The 16,887-nt window shown below is 63.5% G+C and carries 15 protein-coding genes and 3 pseudogenes; 8 read left to right on the top strand and 10 right to left on the bottom strand.

What is annotated here, in order from left to right:
* Nucleotides 1–241: 241 nt before the first annotated feature.
* The 3 genes and pseudogenes from FB597_RS10240 to FB597_RS10245 form a co-directional block, all read left to right on the top strand.
* Nucleotides 242–2,452: pseudogene (locus FB597_RS10240) on the top strand (DUF4118 domain-containing protein); the annotation flags it as partial.
* 156 nt (nucleotides 2,453–2,608) lie between these two features.
* A pseudogene (locus FB597_RS20570) lies at nucleotides 2,609–2,965 on the top strand (sensor histidine kinase); the annotation flags it as partial.
* Between the two features lie 10 nt (nucleotides 2,966–2,975).
* The gene (locus FB597_RS10245; protein WP_141911556.1) at nucleotides 2,976–3,686 is read left to right on the top strand and encodes a response regulator; all 711 of its coding nucleotides are present in this window, start codon (nucleotides 2,976–2,978) and stop codon (nucleotides 3,684–3,686) included.
* A 21-nt stretch (nucleotides 3,687–3,707) separates the two neighbouring features.
* Here FB597_RS10245 and FB597_RS10250 read toward each other — a convergent pair whose 3' ends face one another.
* The 4 genes from FB597_RS10250 to FB597_RS10265 form a co-directional block, all read right to left on the bottom strand.
* Nucleotides 3,708–4,295, bottom strand: a complete 588-nt coding sequence (locus FB597_RS10250) for a hypothetical protein (RefSeq protein WP_144769489.1) — start codon at nucleotides 4,293–4,295, stop codon at nucleotides 3,708–3,710.
* A 94-nt stretch (nucleotides 4,296–4,389) separates the two neighbouring features.
* Nucleotides 4,390–4,782 carry a hypothetical protein gene (locus FB597_RS10255; RefSeq protein ID WP_144769490.1) on the bottom strand — a complete coding sequence of 131 codons (393 nt, stop codon included), beginning with the start codon at nucleotides 4,780–4,782 and terminating at the stop codon, nucleotides 4,390–4,392.
* A 30-nt stretch (nucleotides 4,783–4,812) separates the two neighbouring features.
* The gene (locus FB597_RS10260) at nucleotides 4,813–5,682 is read right to left on the bottom strand and encodes a TorF family putative porin (RefSeq protein WP_144769491.1); all 870 of its coding nucleotides are present in this window, start codon (nucleotides 5,680–5,682) and stop codon (nucleotides 4,813–4,815) included.
* 111 nt (nucleotides 5,683–5,793) lie between these two features.
* Complete coding sequence (locus FB597_RS10265; protein ID WP_144769492.1) at nucleotides 5,794–6,594, bottom strand: enoyl-CoA hydratase; 801 nt, start codon at nucleotides 6,592–6,594, stop codon at nucleotides 5,794–5,796.
* Nucleotides 6,595–7,055: 461 nt separating this feature from the next.
* Here FB597_RS10265 and FB597_RS10270 point away from each other — a divergent pair.
* Both FB597_RS10270 and FB597_RS10275 read left to right on the top strand, forming a co-directional pair.
* Nucleotides 7,056–8,203: pseudogene (locus FB597_RS10270) on the top strand (IS481 family transposase).
* Nucleotides 8,204–8,525: 322 nt separating this feature from the next.
* Nucleotides 8,526–9,023: a nucleoside 2-deoxyribosyltransferase gene (locus tag FB597_RS10275; protein ID WP_144769493.1), complete on the top strand. Its 498-nt coding sequence runs from the start codon at nucleotides 8,526–8,528 to the stop codon at nucleotides 9,021–9,023.
* 7 nt (nucleotides 9,024–9,030) lie between these two features.
* On the opposite strand, the gene FB597_RS10280 is transcribed toward FB597_RS10275, so the two are convergent.
* The gene (locus FB597_RS10280; protein WP_144769494.1) at nucleotides 9,031–9,612 is read right to left on the bottom strand and encodes a peroxidase-related enzyme; all 582 of its coding nucleotides are present in this window, start codon (nucleotides 9,610–9,612) and stop codon (nucleotides 9,031–9,033) included.
* 285 nt (nucleotides 9,613–9,897) lie between these two features.
* Between FB597_RS10280 and FB597_RS10285 the strand changes: the two genes are divergently transcribed.
* Nucleotides 9,898–10,482: a PadR family transcriptional regulator gene (locus FB597_RS10285; protein WP_144769495.1), complete on the top strand. Its 585-nt coding sequence runs from the start codon at nucleotides 9,898–9,900 to the stop codon at nucleotides 10,480–10,482.
* Between the two features lie 34 nt (nucleotides 10,483–10,516).
* Here the strand turns inward: FB597_RS10285 and sbcB are convergent, their stop codons facing one another.
* The 5 genes from sbcB to FB597_RS10310 form a co-directional block, all read right to left on the bottom strand.
* Nucleotides 10,517–11,953: an exodeoxyribonuclease I gene (sbcB, locus tag FB597_RS10290; protein ID WP_144769681.1), complete on the bottom strand. Its 1,437-nt coding sequence runs from the start codon at nucleotides 11,951–11,953 to the stop codon at nucleotides 10,517–10,519.
* Nucleotides 11,954–12,156: 203 nt separating this feature from the next.
* Nucleotides 12,157–12,711: a hypothetical protein gene (locus FB597_RS10295; protein ID WP_144769496.1), complete on the bottom strand. Its 555-nt coding sequence runs from the start codon at nucleotides 12,709–12,711 to the stop codon at nucleotides 12,157–12,159.
* 226 nt (nucleotides 12,712–12,937) lie between these two features.
* Nucleotides 12,938–13,528 carry a DUF3828 domain-containing protein gene (locus FB597_RS10300; RefSeq protein WP_141911723.1) on the bottom strand — a complete coding sequence of 197 codons (591 nt, stop codon included), beginning with the start codon at nucleotides 13,526–13,528 and terminating at the stop codon, nucleotides 12,938–12,940.
* Between the two features lie 175 nt (nucleotides 13,529–13,703).
* Nucleotides 13,704–14,006 (bottom strand): antibiotic biosynthesis monooxygenase, encoded by a 303-nt coding sequence (locus FB597_RS10305; RefSeq protein ID WP_141911726.1) that lies wholly within the window; start codon nucleotides 14,004–14,006, stop codon nucleotides 13,704–13,706.
* 157 nt (nucleotides 14,007–14,163) lie between these two features.
* Nucleotides 14,164–14,607: a DUF2721 domain-containing protein gene (locus FB597_RS10310; RefSeq protein WP_141911729.1), complete on the bottom strand. Its 444-nt coding sequence runs from the start codon at nucleotides 14,605–14,607 to the stop codon at nucleotides 14,164–14,166.
* Nucleotides 14,608–14,923: 316 nt separating this feature from the next.
* Between FB597_RS10310 and FB597_RS10315 the strand changes: the two genes are divergently transcribed.
* Complete coding sequence (locus FB597_RS10315; protein ID WP_141911732.1) at nucleotides 14,924–16,219, top strand: solute carrier family 23 protein; 1,296 nt, start codon at nucleotides 14,924–14,926, stop codon at nucleotides 16,217–16,219.
* 344 nt (nucleotides 16,220–16,563) lie between these two features.
* Nucleotides 16,564–16,797: a hypothetical protein gene (locus FB597_RS10320; protein WP_141911734.1), complete on the top strand. Its 234-nt coding sequence runs from the start codon at nucleotides 16,564–16,566 to the stop codon at nucleotides 16,795–16,797.
* The last annotated feature ends 90 nt before the right edge of the window (nucleotides 16,798–16,887 follow it).

Genomic DNA, 16,887 nt, shown 5'->3' on the forward strand with positions numbered 1-16,887 from the left:
TTGCGTCGCCTTCTTTTGCTTACTTTTCTTGGCGAGACAAGAAAAGTGAGCGGCTGCCGGGCCGCCCCCGGCGCTCCGCTGCGACCGGAGAAAGAAAAGCATAAAGCCAGTACATCTGCATGAAGCAAGAGCAGACTACCCAGAGCAACCCAAAAAAACCCAAAGAACCAACTACAATGCTCCAAAACACCCATCAAAAATGACCACCCGCCCCAATCCAGACGACCTGCTCGAACGCGTAATGCGCGAAGAAGACCGCCAGGCCCGCGGTCGTCTGAAGGTGTTTTTCGGCTTTTCGGCCGGCGTGGGCAAGACCTTCGCCATGCTGGAGGCGGCCCAGGTGCTGCGCGCGCAAAGCATCGACGTGGTCGCCGGGGTAGTCGAGACCCACGGCCGCGCCGAGACTGAGGCGCAGCTGGCGGGGATCGAGCGCTTGCCGATAAAGATGGTGGCTTACCGCGACCGCCAGTTGCCCGAATTCGATCTCGACGCCGCCCTGCAACGCAAGCCGCAGGTCATGCTGGTGGACGAGCTGGCGCATTCCAACGTGCCCGGCTCGCGCCATGCCAAACGCTGGCAGGACATCGATGAACTGCTGCGCGCCGGCATCGATGTCTATACCACCTTGAACGTCCAGCACATCGAAAGTCTCAACGACGTGGTCGGCCAGATCACCGGCATCCGCGTGTTCGAGACCGTGCCCGATCACGTGTTCGACCAGGCCGATGACGTCATGCTGGTCGATATCCCGCCCGATGAGCTGCTGGCGCGTCTGAAGCAAGGCAAGGTCTACCTGCCGCAGCAGGCCGAGAAGGCCGGGCGCAATTTTTTCCGCAAGGGCAACCTGATCGCGCTGCGCGAGATCGCCCTGCGCCGCACCGCCGACCGCGTCGACGCCGACATGCGCGAGTACCGCGCCGACCGTTCCATCGCCCAGCTATGGCAGGCGCGCGAACGCATCGTGGTGGCCATCGGCAGCGGCGCCGGCGAGGAACGCCTGATCCGCGAGGCGGCGCGCCTGGCGGCCAAGCTGCAGGCTGAATGGCTGGCGGTGCATGTCGACCTGGCCAACAGCCGCCGGCCAATGGCCGGGCGCGAACGCGTGGTCGCTTATCTCAAGCTGGCGCAATCGCTGGGGGCGGAAACCGCCAGCATCAGCGGCGACGACCTGGCCGCGGCGCTGCTGCAGTTCGCCCGCGCGCGCAATGCCGGCAAGCTGGTGGTGGGGCAGCAACGCGGCGGCTGGCGCCGGCTGCTGCGCCGCCCCGGCGGTTCGCTGTCGCAGCGTATCGCCGCCATGGGCGAAGAACTCGACATCTATGCCGTGGCGCGTCCGCGCGCCCGGCATGATGTCCGCGGCGAGGATGCCGGCCGCGATGACAGCGCCGCCAGCGTCGCCGAATCCTTGCTCACGCGCCGCCGCCGCACGCGCGGTTATGCCTGGGCGGCGGTCAGCTGCGCCGTCACCACGGCGCTGGCTTTCGTGCTCAACGACTTTTTGCATCCGGCCAACGTCATCATGCTGTATCTGGTCGGCGTGATGCTGGTGGCGATGCGCTATGGGCGATCGGCCTCGGCGCTGGTGTCGGTGCTGTCGGTGCTGTCCTTCGATTTCTTCTTTGTCGCGCCGCGCTTCTCGATTTCGGTATCGGACGCGCAATACCTGCTGACGCTGGTCGTGATGCTGGCGGTATCGCTGTTCATCAGTTCGCTTACCGCGCGCCTGCGGCGCCAGGCGCGCGTGGCCATGCAGCGCGAGGCGCGCGCCTCCAACCTCTACATGCTGGGCAAGGAATTGTCGGCGCTGCTGACGCTGGACCAGATCCTGGAGATCGGCCGCCGCCATCTGGCCGCGGTGTTCGGGGCGCGGATTGCCTTTTTCTTGCCCGACAGCGCCAACCAGCTGCGCCCGGCCGAGCCGGCGCAGGAAGCGGGCGGCGTCCATGTGCTCAGGAGCGTGGACGCCGGCGTGGCGCAATGGGTCTACGACAATGGCCAGCCGGCCGGCAAGGGTACCGCCACGCTGCCTTCGGCCGCCGCGCTGTACCTGCCGCTGACGGCCACCATGCGCACGCGCGGCGTGCTGGCCTTTGCCATCGAGGGGGCGAACGAAGAAGAGCGCCAGCTTGCCGCCGCCCAGCTGGCATTGCCTGAAAACCGCCAGATGCTGGAGATCTTCTGTTCGCAGATTGCCATGGCGATCGAACGCCTGCACTATGCCGAAGTGGCGCAGGACGCGCTGGTGAGCATGGAGTCCGAGCGCCTGCGCAACTCGCTGCTGTCGGCCATCTCGCACGACCTGCGCACGCCGCTGACCTCATTGGTCGGCAGCGCCGACGTGCTGGCCGCCACTCCCCGGCTGGACGAGGACGCCCGCGCCATGGCGCGCACCATCGGCGAACAGTCGCAGAAGATGGTCGGGCTGATGAACAACCTGCTCGACATGGCGCGCCTGCAGGCGGGCGTGGTGACGCTGAACCGCCAGTGGAACGCGCTGGAGGAAGTGGCCGGTTCGGCGCTGCGCTTGCTGTCCAAGGCGCTCGAAGGCCGCACGGTGGAAACGCGCCTGCCGGCCGACCTGCCGCTGCTGCGGGTGGATGCGGTGCTGCTGGAGCGGGTATTCGCCAACCTGGTGGAGAATGCCATCAAGTACTCGCCGCCGGGCAGCGGCATTGCCATCGCCGCCCATGTCGAGGCGACGGAAAGCGGCGAACAGGTCAAGGTGAGCGTATCCGACCATGGCCGGGGATTTCCGCCGGCCATGGCGCAACACGCTTTCGAGAAGTTCACGCGCGGCGACAACGAGTCGAGTACGCCCGGCGTCGGCCTGGGCCTGGCGATTTGCCGCGCCATCGTCGAAGCCCACCAGGGCCGGATATGGATCGCGCCGCAGGAGGCCGGGCCGGGCGCCACGGTCTGCTTTACCCTGCCAGTGGAAGTGCAGCCGGCACTCCCCGAGGAATGAGGACAAGAACATGCAGGAACACGCAGGCAACATCGTATTCATCGAAGACGACCCGCATATCCGCAAGCTGGTCAAAAGCGCGCTGGAGCAGGAAGGCTTCATCGTCCACGAGGCCAGGACCGCGCGCGAAGGCGTGACCGAAGCCGGCACCCGCAAGCCGGACCTGGTCATCCTCGACCTCGGCCTGCCCGACCTCGATGGCAAGCAGGTCATCACCGAGATCCGCGGCTGGAGCGGCGTGCCCATCGTCATCCTGTCGGCCCGCACGCAGGAGTCGGAAAAGGTCGACGCGCTCGACGCCGGCGCCGACGACTACCTGGTCAAGCCCTTCGGCATGCCCGAGCTGCTGGCCCGCATGCGCGCCCAATTGCGCCGCCACGCGCGCGCCGCCGGTGAAGGAAAGGCCAGCGGCCGCTACCGCATGGGCGATGTGCTGGTCGACTTGCCGGCGCGCAGCGTCACCCGCAACGGCGAGGCGCTGCACCTGACGCAGATCGAATACCGCCTGCTCGCCACCCTGCTGCGCGACGCCGGCCGCGTGATCACGCACCGGCAATTGCTGGTGGCCGGTTGGGGGCCGTCGCATGCGGAAGACCATCATTACTTGCGCATCTACATGCAGCGCCTGCGCCAGAAGCTGGAGCGGGATGCGGCGCAGCCGGTGCATATCCTGACCGAGATCGGGGTGGGCTACCGGGTGGCCGAAGTGGTGGGCGAGTGAGCCTGTTCCCGCCGCAGCTTGTTACGGCCAGTCGATCAGGGGCAGGCTCAGCAGCGCCATGACGATGCAGCCGGCGCAGAGCAGCAATTGATGGCGTTTCAAGCCGAAAGAGACGATCCAGGCGCCCAGCAGGAACAGCACGAAGTTGACCGCATACTGCCTGGCCGCCGCTGAGACCGGTAGCGCTTCACCGGCGTCTTGCGCGCCGCTTTGCGCCGCCAGGAATTTCCATGAACATGCCAATGCGGCCAGCACGGCGCAGTTGAAGTAGGTGTTGAGATTGGGGAACAGGTCGCCGGCATGCTGGCGCGTTTCGATCCCGGTGCATTGGCCGTCGCGATAGATGGCTTCCAGGACATGGCGCTCGCCCTGCCAGACATAGGTGCCCTGGCCTTGATCGGGCGCGCCCTGGCTGGCCGGCGCGCCGAGCTGGCGAACCAGGGCATCGGGCGCGGCGCCGATCCATTGGCCGGAGGAAGCCGCCTTGATCTGCTGGTCCAGCTGCCGGCCTTTGCGGCGCTTCATCAACTGCCTGAAGGCCAGGTGGATCAAGGCCAGGGAGTTGAACAGATAGATCCACTGGAGAATGGCGCTGTAGTCGGTTTGCATGCGGGTCGGCCCGGGTTGGAAACGATGCCGCATCTTGCCGCCAGTTCCCCGTTTTGTCTACCCGCCGGCTTGCTGCTGTCTCATCGGGTGCAACCTAAAGATCCCCCCATATATCGATCTGCCTGCGTATCTCGCCGGTCCGCGCATCGCAGATGAACATCACCTTGCGCAGGTTCTGACGCACCACGTAGCTGAAATATTCGCGGCCGGCGCGGGCGACGAAATCCTCGCTTTCTATCTTTCCATCCAGCGCTTGCCGCACCTGGCGGCGGCAGTCGCCGCGGTGCTGTTGCGCCTGCGACGAGGGGCCGTAGTCGTCGGGAGAGCGATAGGGGACGACCGCCTGGGCCAGCGGCAACAGGCCGGCGCAGGCGATGCAGAGCAGCAGCGCGGCCAGTGCGCAGCGATAGTAGCGACGGTGGCCGGTACGCAGGAAGAAGTGGCGCGGGGAGAGCGGGTGCAGTCTCGGGGAACTTGGGGTACGCATGAGGGGAATCCTTGTGCCGGCTTCTCAAATTCAAAACGCCTTGTTCAGCGACAGCACCACCTGGCTGCTGCCGATGTTCTTGCCGCGGATGGTGTAGCCGGCGTCGGCGGCGTTGGTATCGGTATAGGCCAGGCCCAATACGTAGCCGGAGAAGTCGCGCGTGACGCCGAGTTTCCAGTCGGTATAGGACAGCGCCGCGGAATTCGGGCCGGTATAGCGTTGGCGGCCGATATGGGCGATGCCGATGATGCCGGCGAACAGTTCATGGTTCACCGACAGGTCGGCATAGCTGCTGCCGCTGGTATCGGCATTGCCGAAGGTGTTGCCGGTGCTGTACGAATACTTGAAGGCGATCCATCTGGCATCCAGTCCGGCGTAGATCTCGGTGGTGTCGGGCTTGGTCATGCCGCCCGGATAGCTGCCGGGATAGGCGTAGTGCAGCACGCCGATGTCGGCGTTGAGCCAGTCGCTGACTGCCGGCTTCCAGCCGGCGTAGAGGTCGGCTTCCAGGCCGGCCGAGGCGGCCGGGTTGGCGTCGGAGATCCAGCTGACGTTGGACATCCAGATGCCGGCGTACAGGCCGTTGTCGTGCGTGAGATCGAAGCCGCCTTGCAGGGCCGGTTTTTTGTCGGTCTGGGTGGTGCCGCGGAAGACGTACTGGCTGACCACGCCGAGGTTGCCGCTCAGGTGCAGCGGCGAGACATTGGCGATTTCTGCGGATTCTGCGGCTGCCGTGCCCTCGGCGGCCTGCGCCGGAGCGATCACGGCGATGGCCAGCAGCGCGCCGGCGGCGGCCAGCGTCGCCAGGCCGGCCAGGTGCGCGTTGCGCAGGCGGCGACGGCCCAGCGGTGGGTGTTGCGGGAAGCGGGTTTGCTGTTCTTGTTGTGTCTTGCGGTTCATGCTGGAAGCTCCACGGGTTGAGGAGCATTCAGCTTAGGCAAGGCGGCGTTTAATCCGGGTAAAACTTTGCGTGCGCAGCGTTAACAGGCCATAAAAAAAACAGTGCGCCGTTTACGCCGGCGGCCCCCATTTGGGCGCGCGTTTTTCGAGGAAGGCATCGATGCCTTCCATCGCATCGTCTTCCATGATGTTACGCGCCATGACATCGGCCGCATAGTCGTAGGCGTCGGACAGCGCCATCTGCTTCTGGCGGTAGACCATGGCCTTGCCGTAGCGGACCGACACCGGGCTCTTGGCGACGATATGTGCCGCCAGCGCGGCGACTGCCGCATCCAGTTCCTCCGGTTCCACCGCCTGGTTGATCAGGCCCCAGTCGGATGCGGTCTGCGCCTCGATGAACTTGCCGGTGACCAGCATCTCGAAGGCGCGCTTGATCGGCACGTTACGCGTCAAGGCCACCGAGGGGGTGGCGCAGAACAGGCCGACGTTGATGCCGGACACCGCGAAGCGCGCAGCGTGCGAGGCGACTGCCAGGTCGCAGCTGCCGACCAGCTGGCAACCCGCCGCGGTGGCGATGCCGTGCACGCGTGCGATCACCGGCGCCGGCAGCGCCTGGATGGCCTGCATCACGCGGCTGCAGCGGCGGAACAAATCCTGGTAGTAGCCGATCTGCGGCGTGGCGCGCATCTCCCGCAGGTCGTGGCCGGCGCAGAATGCCTTGCCGTTGGCGGCCAGCACCACGCAACGCACGCTGTCGTCGGCGGCCAGTTGCTCGAGCTGCGTTTGCAGCGCATCGAGCATGGCTTCGGAAAGGGCATTGAATTGCTGTGGACGGTTCAGCGTCAGGGTCGTGATGCCTTGCCTGTCTTCCCGCAGCAGGATGGGTTGGGATGCGTGATCTTGTGCGCTCATCGCCGGTCTCCTTGATGTTGTTGTCTGCGCCAGATGGTAACGCGGCGGCGGGCGCGCGCGCTTGCAATTATTTCACGCGGGTCCAGCGCTGGCGGTTATCGTCCAGCCATTGTGCGGCGACGGCGCGGTTGTTGTCGTGGTCGGGGAGGGGAAGCCGGGGCGCGTCAATTTGAGGATGAACTGGTGCGGTTGGCTTGGGGGAGGTCTTGCTGCGTGTTGGTATATTGGCTTGATGTTTTTTTGTTTTGTATAGTCTGCTCTTGCTGCTGGTCGATGTACTGGCTTTATGCTTTTCTTTCTCCGGTCGGAAGGGAGCGCCGGGGGGGGCTGAAGCATTGCTTCAGCCGGCAGCCGCTCACTTTTCTTGTCTCGCTGTATAGACCGGAGACATGGGTAACACGTGTACCGGGACATAGGTAACACTTTTGGGGTTCGAAACGAAGCCCAAAGGATGGCCCACCATGCCCTGGAGAACTGTTGACATCATGTCACTGCGAGAAGAGTTTACGAACTTGGCCCGTCAGGAAGACGCCAACATCAGCCTGTTGTGCGAGCGTTTCGGCATCAGCCGCAAGACCGGCTACAAACTGTTGAATCGTGTGGCCGAAGAAGGCCGAAACGGATTGGCGGATCGTTCGCGTCGCCCACTCAACAGTCCGGCACGCACCCATTCCGAGATCGAAACCCGGGTCATCGAACTGCGCCACCAGCATCCAGCCTGGGGCGCACGCAAGCTGCATCGCCGCCTGTTGGATCTGGGCCACGAAGGCATTCCCAGCCCCAGCACGATTACCCGCATCCTCCAGCGCAATGGCCTCATCGATGCACAGGCCAGCGCCGACAGTACGCCGTTCCAACGCTTCGAACACGCCCGGCCCAATGAACTGTGGCAAATGGACTTCAAGGGCCACTTCGAAACCGGTGCGGGCACCTGTCATCCGCTGACCATCATCGACGACCACTCTCGCTACAACATCACCTTGACTGCCGTGCGCGGCCCGATCGGACGCAAGTACAGGCGGCGTTGGAAGACGTGTTCCGCCGCTATGGCATGCCCCTGCGCATCAACACCGACAACGGTGCCCTCTGGGGGAGCACCTCGAAATCGGCCCACGGCATCACGCAACTGACGATCTGGCTCATCCAGCTGGGCATTGGCATCAGCCACAGCCGGCCAGCCCATCCTCAGACCAATGGCAAGAATGAACGCTTCCATCGCAGCCTCAAATGCGAGATTCTGCGTGGCAGACACTACCGCGATTTTCTACAAGCGCAGGCAGCCTTCAATGCTTGGCGGCATATCTACAACCACGAGCGTCCGCATGAGGCGCTGGCCATGCACACGCCAGCCACGCGCTACCAGCCTAGCCGTATTGCCTACGCTCAAACGTTGCCACCAGTTGAGTACGCGCAAACAGATCTGGTGCTGGAGGTCGGATGGGACGGCAAGATCGTGCTTCAGGGCAAGCGCTTCAAGGTATCGAATGCCCTGCACCGACATCGGATTGCCGCACGGCCGCATCCTTCGCTGGATGGGGTGTACGACCTGTACTTCTCTCATCAACGCTTCGCAAAAATTGATTTACGACAAAACAGTGCCTACGATTGAAGTGTTACCTATGTCCCGGCACATTTGTTACCCATGTCTCCGGTCTATACACTCCGCCAAAGAAAGTAAGCAAAGAAAGGGTTGGAGCACTGCTCCAACAAGGCAACTACCCAGCCCCTTCGGGGTTCCCGCGCCGGCGGCTGGTTAGATGCGGACTTCTTGTCCGGCTCGCCTTCGGCTTTGCGGTGCTTGCTGCTCGCCTGCGGCTTCGGTGTTTTTGGTCGCTGTCGTATCTACGCGTTGGTTCGGCGCTTCACATGATTCCATTCGGAATTTCGCGTATTCTCCATCGCTCTGTTCTCAATCGTTCTATGGATTCTGCATGACTCATCCCCGCATCTACATGGCCGGCCCCGACGTCTTCCAGCGCGACTATGCGCAGCACAAGGAACGTATCAGGCAGTGGTGCGCCGAACTCGGTTTGGCGGCATTGTGTCCGGGGGATGATGAAGTCACGGGGCAGAGCAAGGCGGAGGTGTCGCGCGCTATCTTCGATCTCAACATGGCGTTGATCGATTCGGCGGATTATGTGGTGGCGAACGTGTCCAACTTCCGTGGCCATGAGCCGGATTCGGGGACGGTGTTCGAGGTCGGTTATGCCGTCGGCCGCGGCAAGAAGGTGTGGTGCTATAACACGCCGCAGGCCGATCTATTGAGTCAGATACCGCATGCCGAGCCCGGTTATTGCCGCGACGGCATGCTGATCGAGGACTTCGGTTTGCCGCGCAACCTGATGCTGGCGCATGCCTGCGAGCTGGTGCATGGCGATTTGCGCGAGTGCCTGGCGCTGGTGGCGCGCTGGCATGGCGGCGTGCGCTGACAGGCGCTTATTGCACCGGCACCCGTCCCAGCAGGTAGAACTCGTCGTTGGGGCGCATGCTGGTGACGTTGGCCAGGCGGTTGGACATGCCGAAGAAGGCCGCGATGGCGGCGATGTCCCAGGCCTCTTCTTCTCCGAAGCCGTGCCGTTTGAGTTCGGCGAAATCATCGTCGTTGACGGCCCAGGCGCTGGCTGAGACCTTCATGGCGAAGTCCAGCATGGCTTTTTGCTTGTCCGTGATGTCGGCCTTGCGGTAGTTGATGGCGACCTGGTCGGCCAGCAGCGGGTCTTTGGCGCGGATGCGCAGGATCGCGCCGTGGGCGACGACGCAATATTGGCATTGGTTGGCGTTGCTGGTGGCGACCACGATCATCTCGCGCTCGGCCTTGGTCAGTTTGCCGGGTTTGTCCATCAACGCATCGTGGTAGGCGAAGAAGGCGCGGAATTCGTCGGGACGGTGCGACAGCACCAGGAAGACGTTGGGGATGAAGCCGGACTTTTCCTGAACGGCCAGGATGCGCGCACGGATATCTTCGGGCAGGTCTTTCAGTTCGGGAACGGGAAAGCGGCCAATTGGCGGTTGGGGCATGGTGATCTCCTTGTCGATGTCTTTTTTGCCGGGTGCGTGTGCGCCCGATACGCGCCAACTTACCACTTTTGGCAGGGAGCAAGTGTCGCCGGGCTGACGATGGGCATTCCCTGTTTCGATATTTCCTTTTCGATAATAAAAAATATTATTAAGATATATCTTGATTTTGCTATTTCTAAGATATATCTTATGTTCATCGATCGATGAAGGGCTTCCCGCAAGCCCGTACCCGGGCGCCATTCAGGCGCAACACCAGATGAACACTACAGATGAAAAGGAAGCACCATGTTCAGACATTTGATGGCGCGTGCAGGCCACGGCCCCAAGCATCACCGTTTTGACCGTCCGCATCATGGCGCAGGCGGCATGTTCGATGAGGGCGGCCCGCGCGGCCGCGAAGGCGGCCGCGGCGCGCGCATGTTCGAGCAGGGCGCATTGCGCATCGTGATGCTGCACCTGCTGCAGGAGAAGCCGCGCCACGGCTATGAAATCATCAAGGCCATCGAGCAACTGGTCGGCGGCGGCTACAGTCCGAGCCCGGGCGTGGTCTATCCCACGCTGACGCTGCTGGAAGAAATGGGTTACGCCACGGTGGCGGCGGAAGAGGGCGGCAAGAAACTGTATCGCATCAGTGCCGAAGGCGAGGCCGACCTCAAGGCAAATGAAGCCTTGCTGCAGCAGGTGTTGCGCAAGTTCGAGATGCGCCGGCAGGAACGCCCTGATGCCGACTCGCCCGAACTGCGCCGCGCGGTGCAGAACTTTCGCATGGCGCTGCATACGCGCCTGGCCAAGGGGGCGTTGAGCAAGGAAGAACTGCACGCGGTGGTCGATATCATCGACCAGGCCGCGGTGGCGGTGGAGCGGGTTTGATCGGATCGGCCGCGCTGAGCGGCCGGTTCGTCTCTTAGCCGTTGGCGGGGGCGATCATCTCCGCATAGTCGTACAGCGCGCCGAGGATATCCTGGGCGCGTTCGTCGTCGGCCTGCTCTTGCAGCGTGTCGATCTGTTCGAACAGCTGGGCGATGGTGCGGGCTCCGCCTTTGCCTTCGAACAGGCGCGCCGCGCGGTGTTCTTCCCAGTGCTGGGTTTCTTCGGCGCTGAGCGTCTCGGGGAAATTGCGCGCGCGGTAGCGGAACAGGATTTCGTCCAGGCGCGCGTCGTCGAAGGAGACGCTGGCGCGCGCCAGTTCCTGCGGCGGCATTGCGCGCAACTGCGCCAGTTGGCGACGGTCGCCATTGCCGATGAAGCCGCCGTAGAGGTCTTCGTCGACATCGGGCGCGCCATCGCTTTCGCGGTGGAAGACGTCCTGCCATAGTGCCGCCAGATCGGGAAGCGCGGCGGCGATATCGGCATTGCGCAAGGCGCCGTCGATGTCGATGCCCAGCTCGGCCGCGCGGGCCGCGGAAAGCGTCTTGAGGCTGCCGACTACCATCGGCGACTTGTTCAGGTGGATGCTCTTGATCGGCAGGCGCGTGACGCCTTCGGGCAAGGCGTCGGCCTTGCTGAACATGCGTTCGCGCACGGTGGCCGCGTCCAGCCTGGCCAGTTCGGCCGGGTCGCTGGCCAGGTCCCAGGCGATCACTTCATTCTTGTTGGTCGGATGCATGCCGAGCGGCCACATCAGCGCCAGGCAGCCGCGCGTCGCCGGGAACATGCCCGACACGTGCAGGAAGGGCTTGTTCTGCGGCAGGCCGATCTCGGCCGCGGCCTTGTCTTTCTTGTGCAGCGCCAGCGCGAAGTCGAACAGGCGCGGGTTCTTCTCGCGGATCAGGCGCGCCAGCGCGATGGTGGCGCGCACGTCGGACAGCGCGTCGTGCGCCGCTTCGTGCAGCAGGCCGTTGGCCTTGGAGAGATGTTCCAGCTTGAAGCTGACGCTGCCGTCTTCCCTGGTCGGCCAGACGATGCCGTCCGGGCGCAGCGCGTAGCACAGGCGCACCACGTCCAGCAGGTCCCAGCGGCCGCAGCCGTTTTGCCATTCGCGCGCATAGGGATCGATCAGGTTGCGCCAGAACATGAAGCGCGTGACCTCGTCGTCGAAACGGATGGTGTTGTAGCCCACGCCGATGGTGCCGGGTTCGGCCAGTGCGCGTTCAATTTGCGCGGCGAACTCGTGCTCGGGCAGGCCGCGCTCCAGGCAGGTCTGCGGCGTGATGCCGGTGATCAGGCAGGAGACCGGATCGGGCAAATAGTCCGGCGCCGGTTTGCAGTAGACCATGATCGGTTCGCCGATCTCGTTGAGTTCGGCGTCGGTGCGCACGGCGGCGAACTGCGCCGGGCGGTCGCGGCGCGGGATTACGCCGAAGGTTTCATAGTCGTGCCAGAGGAAGGTGTGGTTGGACATCGCGGCGTTGGAACTCATTTCATCAATAGGCGTGAGTGCGGGATTACCCCGTTTGGGATGAAGTGCAAGGCGCGGCATTGGATCAAGACTGGGCGTCTTGATCCAATGTCGATCGCGCGATTATAGAGCGTGTTGGTGGCCGGACGCGCCGCAGTGGCGCGTCAGCGGGAAGATTGGAGACTTTTCGAGTGATTGCGGCAGAGTTATTGCAGCGGCGCCGCGTCGCGCTTGAGCAGTTTGAGCAGCGTGTCTTGCAGGTTGCCGTTGCGCATGGGCGCTTGGCCGCCGGCGTATTGGATGTTGTCGATGATCCAGCCGCGCGCGTCGCGCGTGAGCAGGACCTTGTCGACCCACTTGGCCGGAGCCTTGAGCTTGGCGTCGCTGTAGATCAGTTCGACCGAGCATTCGCTTTCGCGCTTTTGCATGTCGCACTGGACGACGCGGAACGTGGAGGCGCCACCGGGATTGGCGGTGAAGATGTCGCCCTCGAGCAGCGGCGGCAATGGGGCGGCGGCAGACTGCGCGGAGCGCGCCTCTTCGGCGACCGAGACATCTTTGAGCAGGTTGAACAGCGGCACCGACAGGAAATGGCGGAAGGTGATCAGTTCGTTGAGGGTAAGCGCGCCGGAGGGGCGGGCCGACTGGTGCATCCGGTAGAAATCCGATACCAGTTCCTTGGCCTTGCTTTCTTCATTGCTGGTGCATGCGGCAAGCAACAGGCTGGCTGCGACGATAAATATTTTCCCGATCCGCTTCACGTTCCAATTCTCCCCTGGGCCGCCCGTCTACGGTTCCGTTCTTGCGTGGCTGCAGTGATCCGGTAGCAAGGCGACAAGTATTCTTGCGGGCAAGTGTATGCCTTTTCCGAACCGCGGGAGGCCGAGAACACATCGTCAAAACGCCGCCAATTCCCGGCCATCGGGCGGCCGGGGTTTCTTTTCGGACAAGGCCGGAATTTGCCGGCGCCTGGCCATTTATCGGCACTTATTCTGCTTCCTTGATGGCGTCGGCCAGGGTGTCGCTCAGATATTCGCGTTGCGAGGACTGGTCGTTGCCGATGAATTCGATATCGTCGATGCGCCAGCGGTTGTCTTCGCGCACCAGCAGGATCTTGTCGTTCCATGCTTCTGCGGCGCCGTCTTTCTTGTATTCGAACGCGACCTGGCAGGAGGAGCGCTGGTCGTCGCTATCGCAGGACTTGACCGAGAACGAGGTGGCGCCTTCATACAACGAGGTGAACAGGTCGCCCTCGACGATGGGCGGCGCCTGGTTGCCGACCATCGTGTGGTAACGGACGTCGGCCGCTTCGGCCTGGGTGAGCAGGGTGTACAGCGCCCGGCTCACCAGTGGCTGGTATTGCCGCAGCTCATCGGCCGGGGGCAGGCCGGGCGCGTTGGTCTTGAGGTGGAGGGTGTAGAAAGCGCTGATGACGTCGGCTTGCCGCTGTTCTTCGCCGCTGAAGTTGTTGCAGCCGCCCAGCGCCAGCGCCGCGGCCAGGGTGGAGGCGCCTGCGAGCAGGCGGGATCGGCGGCGGGTGTGGACGGAAGGGAAATGCAAACGGGGTAATCTGGTCATCCGGCTGTTCCTGGCGTGCGGCAAGTTGCGCGCCGGTCTTGTCATGGCAGTGTGTGGGCAGGCGGCGCCTTGCTGGTTGTGCTTGCCGCGCCGGCCTGCTCGCGGTTTTTAGTCAGGTTTTGCACGCAATTGTTCCGCAAACCGCCGGCAAATGGCCAGCGGCGGGAGCGGCGGCTTATGCCGATGCGTTGAGCAGCGAGAAGTGCTCGACTTGCGGCGGGCCGGCGAAGAACGGGCCGACGATGCCGCGCCATTCGGTGAAGGCGGGCGATTCGCGGAAGTCCACGGTATGGTTTTCCAGCGTGGCCCACTGCACCATCAGGAGGTAGCGCTCGGGCGACTCGATGCCCTTTTGCACCTGGTGGCCGAGATAACCCTTGGCCTTGGCGATGGTCTGCGCCACGCCGCGCGTGATGGCTTCGTCGAATTCGGCTTGCTTGCCGGGTTGGATGCGGATGTCCGCCAGTTCCAGGATCATGTGGGTCTCCATAGTCGATCAAGTGACGCCGGCGCCGGCCGTGGCAGCCTGGCGCAGCGCTTAGAACCCGTTTCATTGTGAAACGGGTCCTAAAGGATTATCACATTTTCCGACGGCGGGCGCGGTCAACAAAATTTGCGCAGCCGGTGAATTCGCTTCACGCGACGGGTTTCTCATCGGCGATGGCGGCGCGCCGCGCGGCGGCCTGGCGCAGCTTCTGCTCCATGTCTTCCAGGCCGATCTCGATGGCGCGCGTGCTGATCATGATTTCCCACAACGATACCAGCAGCGACAACACGAGCAAGAACAGGCTGATGCCGAAGAAGGCTTCGGCCAGGTGGCCGTGCTCGACAAAGATCAGGAACATCGAGACGGCGCACATGATGAAGCTGGACACGCCCAGCGCCTGCATGTAGCGGGTCAGCACGATGCGCTTGCGCAGGTTGAGGATCTGGCGGATCACCAGGTCGCGGCCGTCGTCCTTGTGCTGGGTCTGCAGGTTGCGGATCAGTTGCGCCAGCACCAGGAAGCGGTTGGTATAGGCCAGCAGCAGCAGCGAGGTGGCCGGGAACAGCAAGGCGGGCGTGGTCAGGTTCATCATCGGCATCGACATCGGGAATAGGGCAGGCGGCGCCCGCGGGAGCGCGACGCTATCGTTACTTGTTTCGCAAGAAACATGCCCATGTGCAGGCGGCGGCCAGCCGCGTCGGCATTCCCGCGCCAAGGCGTGGCGTCCTCGCCGTTTTGGGGCGGCGGGTGCACCACCGCCGTTTTCCTGCACCGCCGTGCGGCAGCATCTTCCGTCGCGCAAATCTTTTTGCATTTTTTATCGTGCCCGGCCTGCTGCCTAATTGTTATTTGAAGCGGCCATCAATACACTAGCCCACGATCCAATAAACCATAACGAAAGGATATCCATGTCGGGCTCTTATTTTCCCCAATGGCGGCTGCGCAGCGGCACCCATGACGGCCAGGGGGCTGTCATCGCCGCCGATGAACGCTTGCCCGCGCCGCAGACCGTGGCCATGGGCGTGCAGCACGTGGTGGCGATGTTCGGCTCCACGGTATTGGCGCCGCTGTTGATGGGGTTCGATCCCAACCTGGCGATCCTGATGTCGGGCGTGGGCACCTTGCTGTTTTTCCTGCTGGTGGGCGGCCGCGTGCCGAGCTACCTGGGTTCCAGCTTTTCTTTTATTGGCCTGGTGATCGCGGTGACCGGCTACGCCGGTTCCGGCCCCAATCCCAACCTCGGCGTGGCGCTGGGCGGCATCATCGCCTGCGGCGCGCTGTACACCGTGATCGGCCTGGTGGTGGGCTGGGTCGGCACGCGCTGGATCGAGAACCTGATGCCACCGGTGGTGACCGGTTCGGTGGTGGCGGTGATCGGCCTGAACCTGGCACCGATCGCGGTCAAGGGCGTATCCGGCAACAGCTTCGATTCCTGGATGGCGCTGGTGACGGTGCTGTGCGTGGGTTTCGTGGCGGTATTTACGCGCGGCATGCTGCAGCGCCTGCTGATCCTGGTCGGTTTGCTGCTGGCCTATGTCATCTACGCCATCCTGACCAATGGCGCCGGGTTGGGCAAGCCGATCGACTTTTCCACCGTGGCCAACGCCGCCTGGTTCGGCGTGCCGCACTTCGCCACCCCGGTATTCCAGGCCGGCGCGATGGCGCTGCTGGCGCCGGTGGCGATCATCCTGGTGGCCGAGAACCTGGGCCATATCAAGGCGGTGTCGGCCATGACCGGCCAGAACCTGGATCGCTACATGGGCCGCGCCTTCGTCGGCGACGGCCTGGCGACCATGCTCTCGGGCAGCGTCGGCGGCACCGGCGTGACCACCTATGCCGAGAACATCGGCGTGATGGCGGTCACCAAGATCTATTCGACGCTGGTGTTCGTGGTGGCGGCGGTGATCGCCATCCTGCTGGGTTTCTCGCCCAAGTTCGGCGCGGTCATCCTGACCATTCCCGGCGCGGTGCTGGGCGGCGTGTCGATCGTGGTGTTCGGCCTGATCACGGTGTCCGGCGCACGCATCTGGGTGGAGAACAAGGTCGACTTTTCCAACAATACCAACCTGATCGTGGCCGCCGTGACGCTGGTGCTGGGCGCGGGCGACTTCACGTTGAAGCTGGGCGGTTTCGCATTGGGCGGCATCGGTACCGCCACCTTCGGCGCCATCATCCTTTACGCATTGCTCAAGCGTCGCGGATGAGTTGAACCAGGCGCGTGGCGAAGGCCGCGCTTGCCGGAAATGAAACGGGCCGGTCATGGCGACCGGCCCGTTTTTTTGTGTCTCTTTCAAGTTTCATGGCGCGTTTGCCAACGATCCGGGGGATTCCTGGAGCGGACGTCGCGCGACATCAAATCGGCAAAAGATTTCCATTGAGCAATTCAACTTTGCTGACTATACTTTGCGGCGTCGCAGCGCGATACGACCAGAAACCGGCTCCCGTGGGAGGGCGCCGGACGCGGGCGACACCGGAGACGATCCGGGCAAGGCGTCCACGCAGGGGCGAACGGTTTCATCAGATCCTGCGTTTTACAAGGGGAATTCCAATGAGCACCACCATCCGTTTGTCCGCACTGCTGTGCGTCATGCTGCCTTTGCTGTGCGCATGCGATGCTTTCGCCGGCAAGAAGGACTACACCTATTTCCGCCAGCATCTGGACGAAGCCAAGTCGGTCGCCGACCAGTGCTCGCTCAACGGCACTTCGGGTATGGACGCGGCCCAGATCAAAGTGTGCAACATCGCGCGCGAAGCCTACGCCAATCGCAACCTCAATTACTGAATGACTGGTTGAGGGCGGCGCTACCGCCGGCTGGCCATTTCCAGCGGCCGGATGCGCGGCGCCTTGGGACGGGCGACGGGGCAGGCCCGG

Source organism: Herbaspirillum sp. SJZ099 (genome assembly GCF_007828355.1).
In the GTDB taxonomy this organism is placed as follows: domain Bacteria; phylum Pseudomonadota; class Gammaproteobacteria; order Burkholderiales; family Burkholderiaceae_D; genus Herbaspirillum.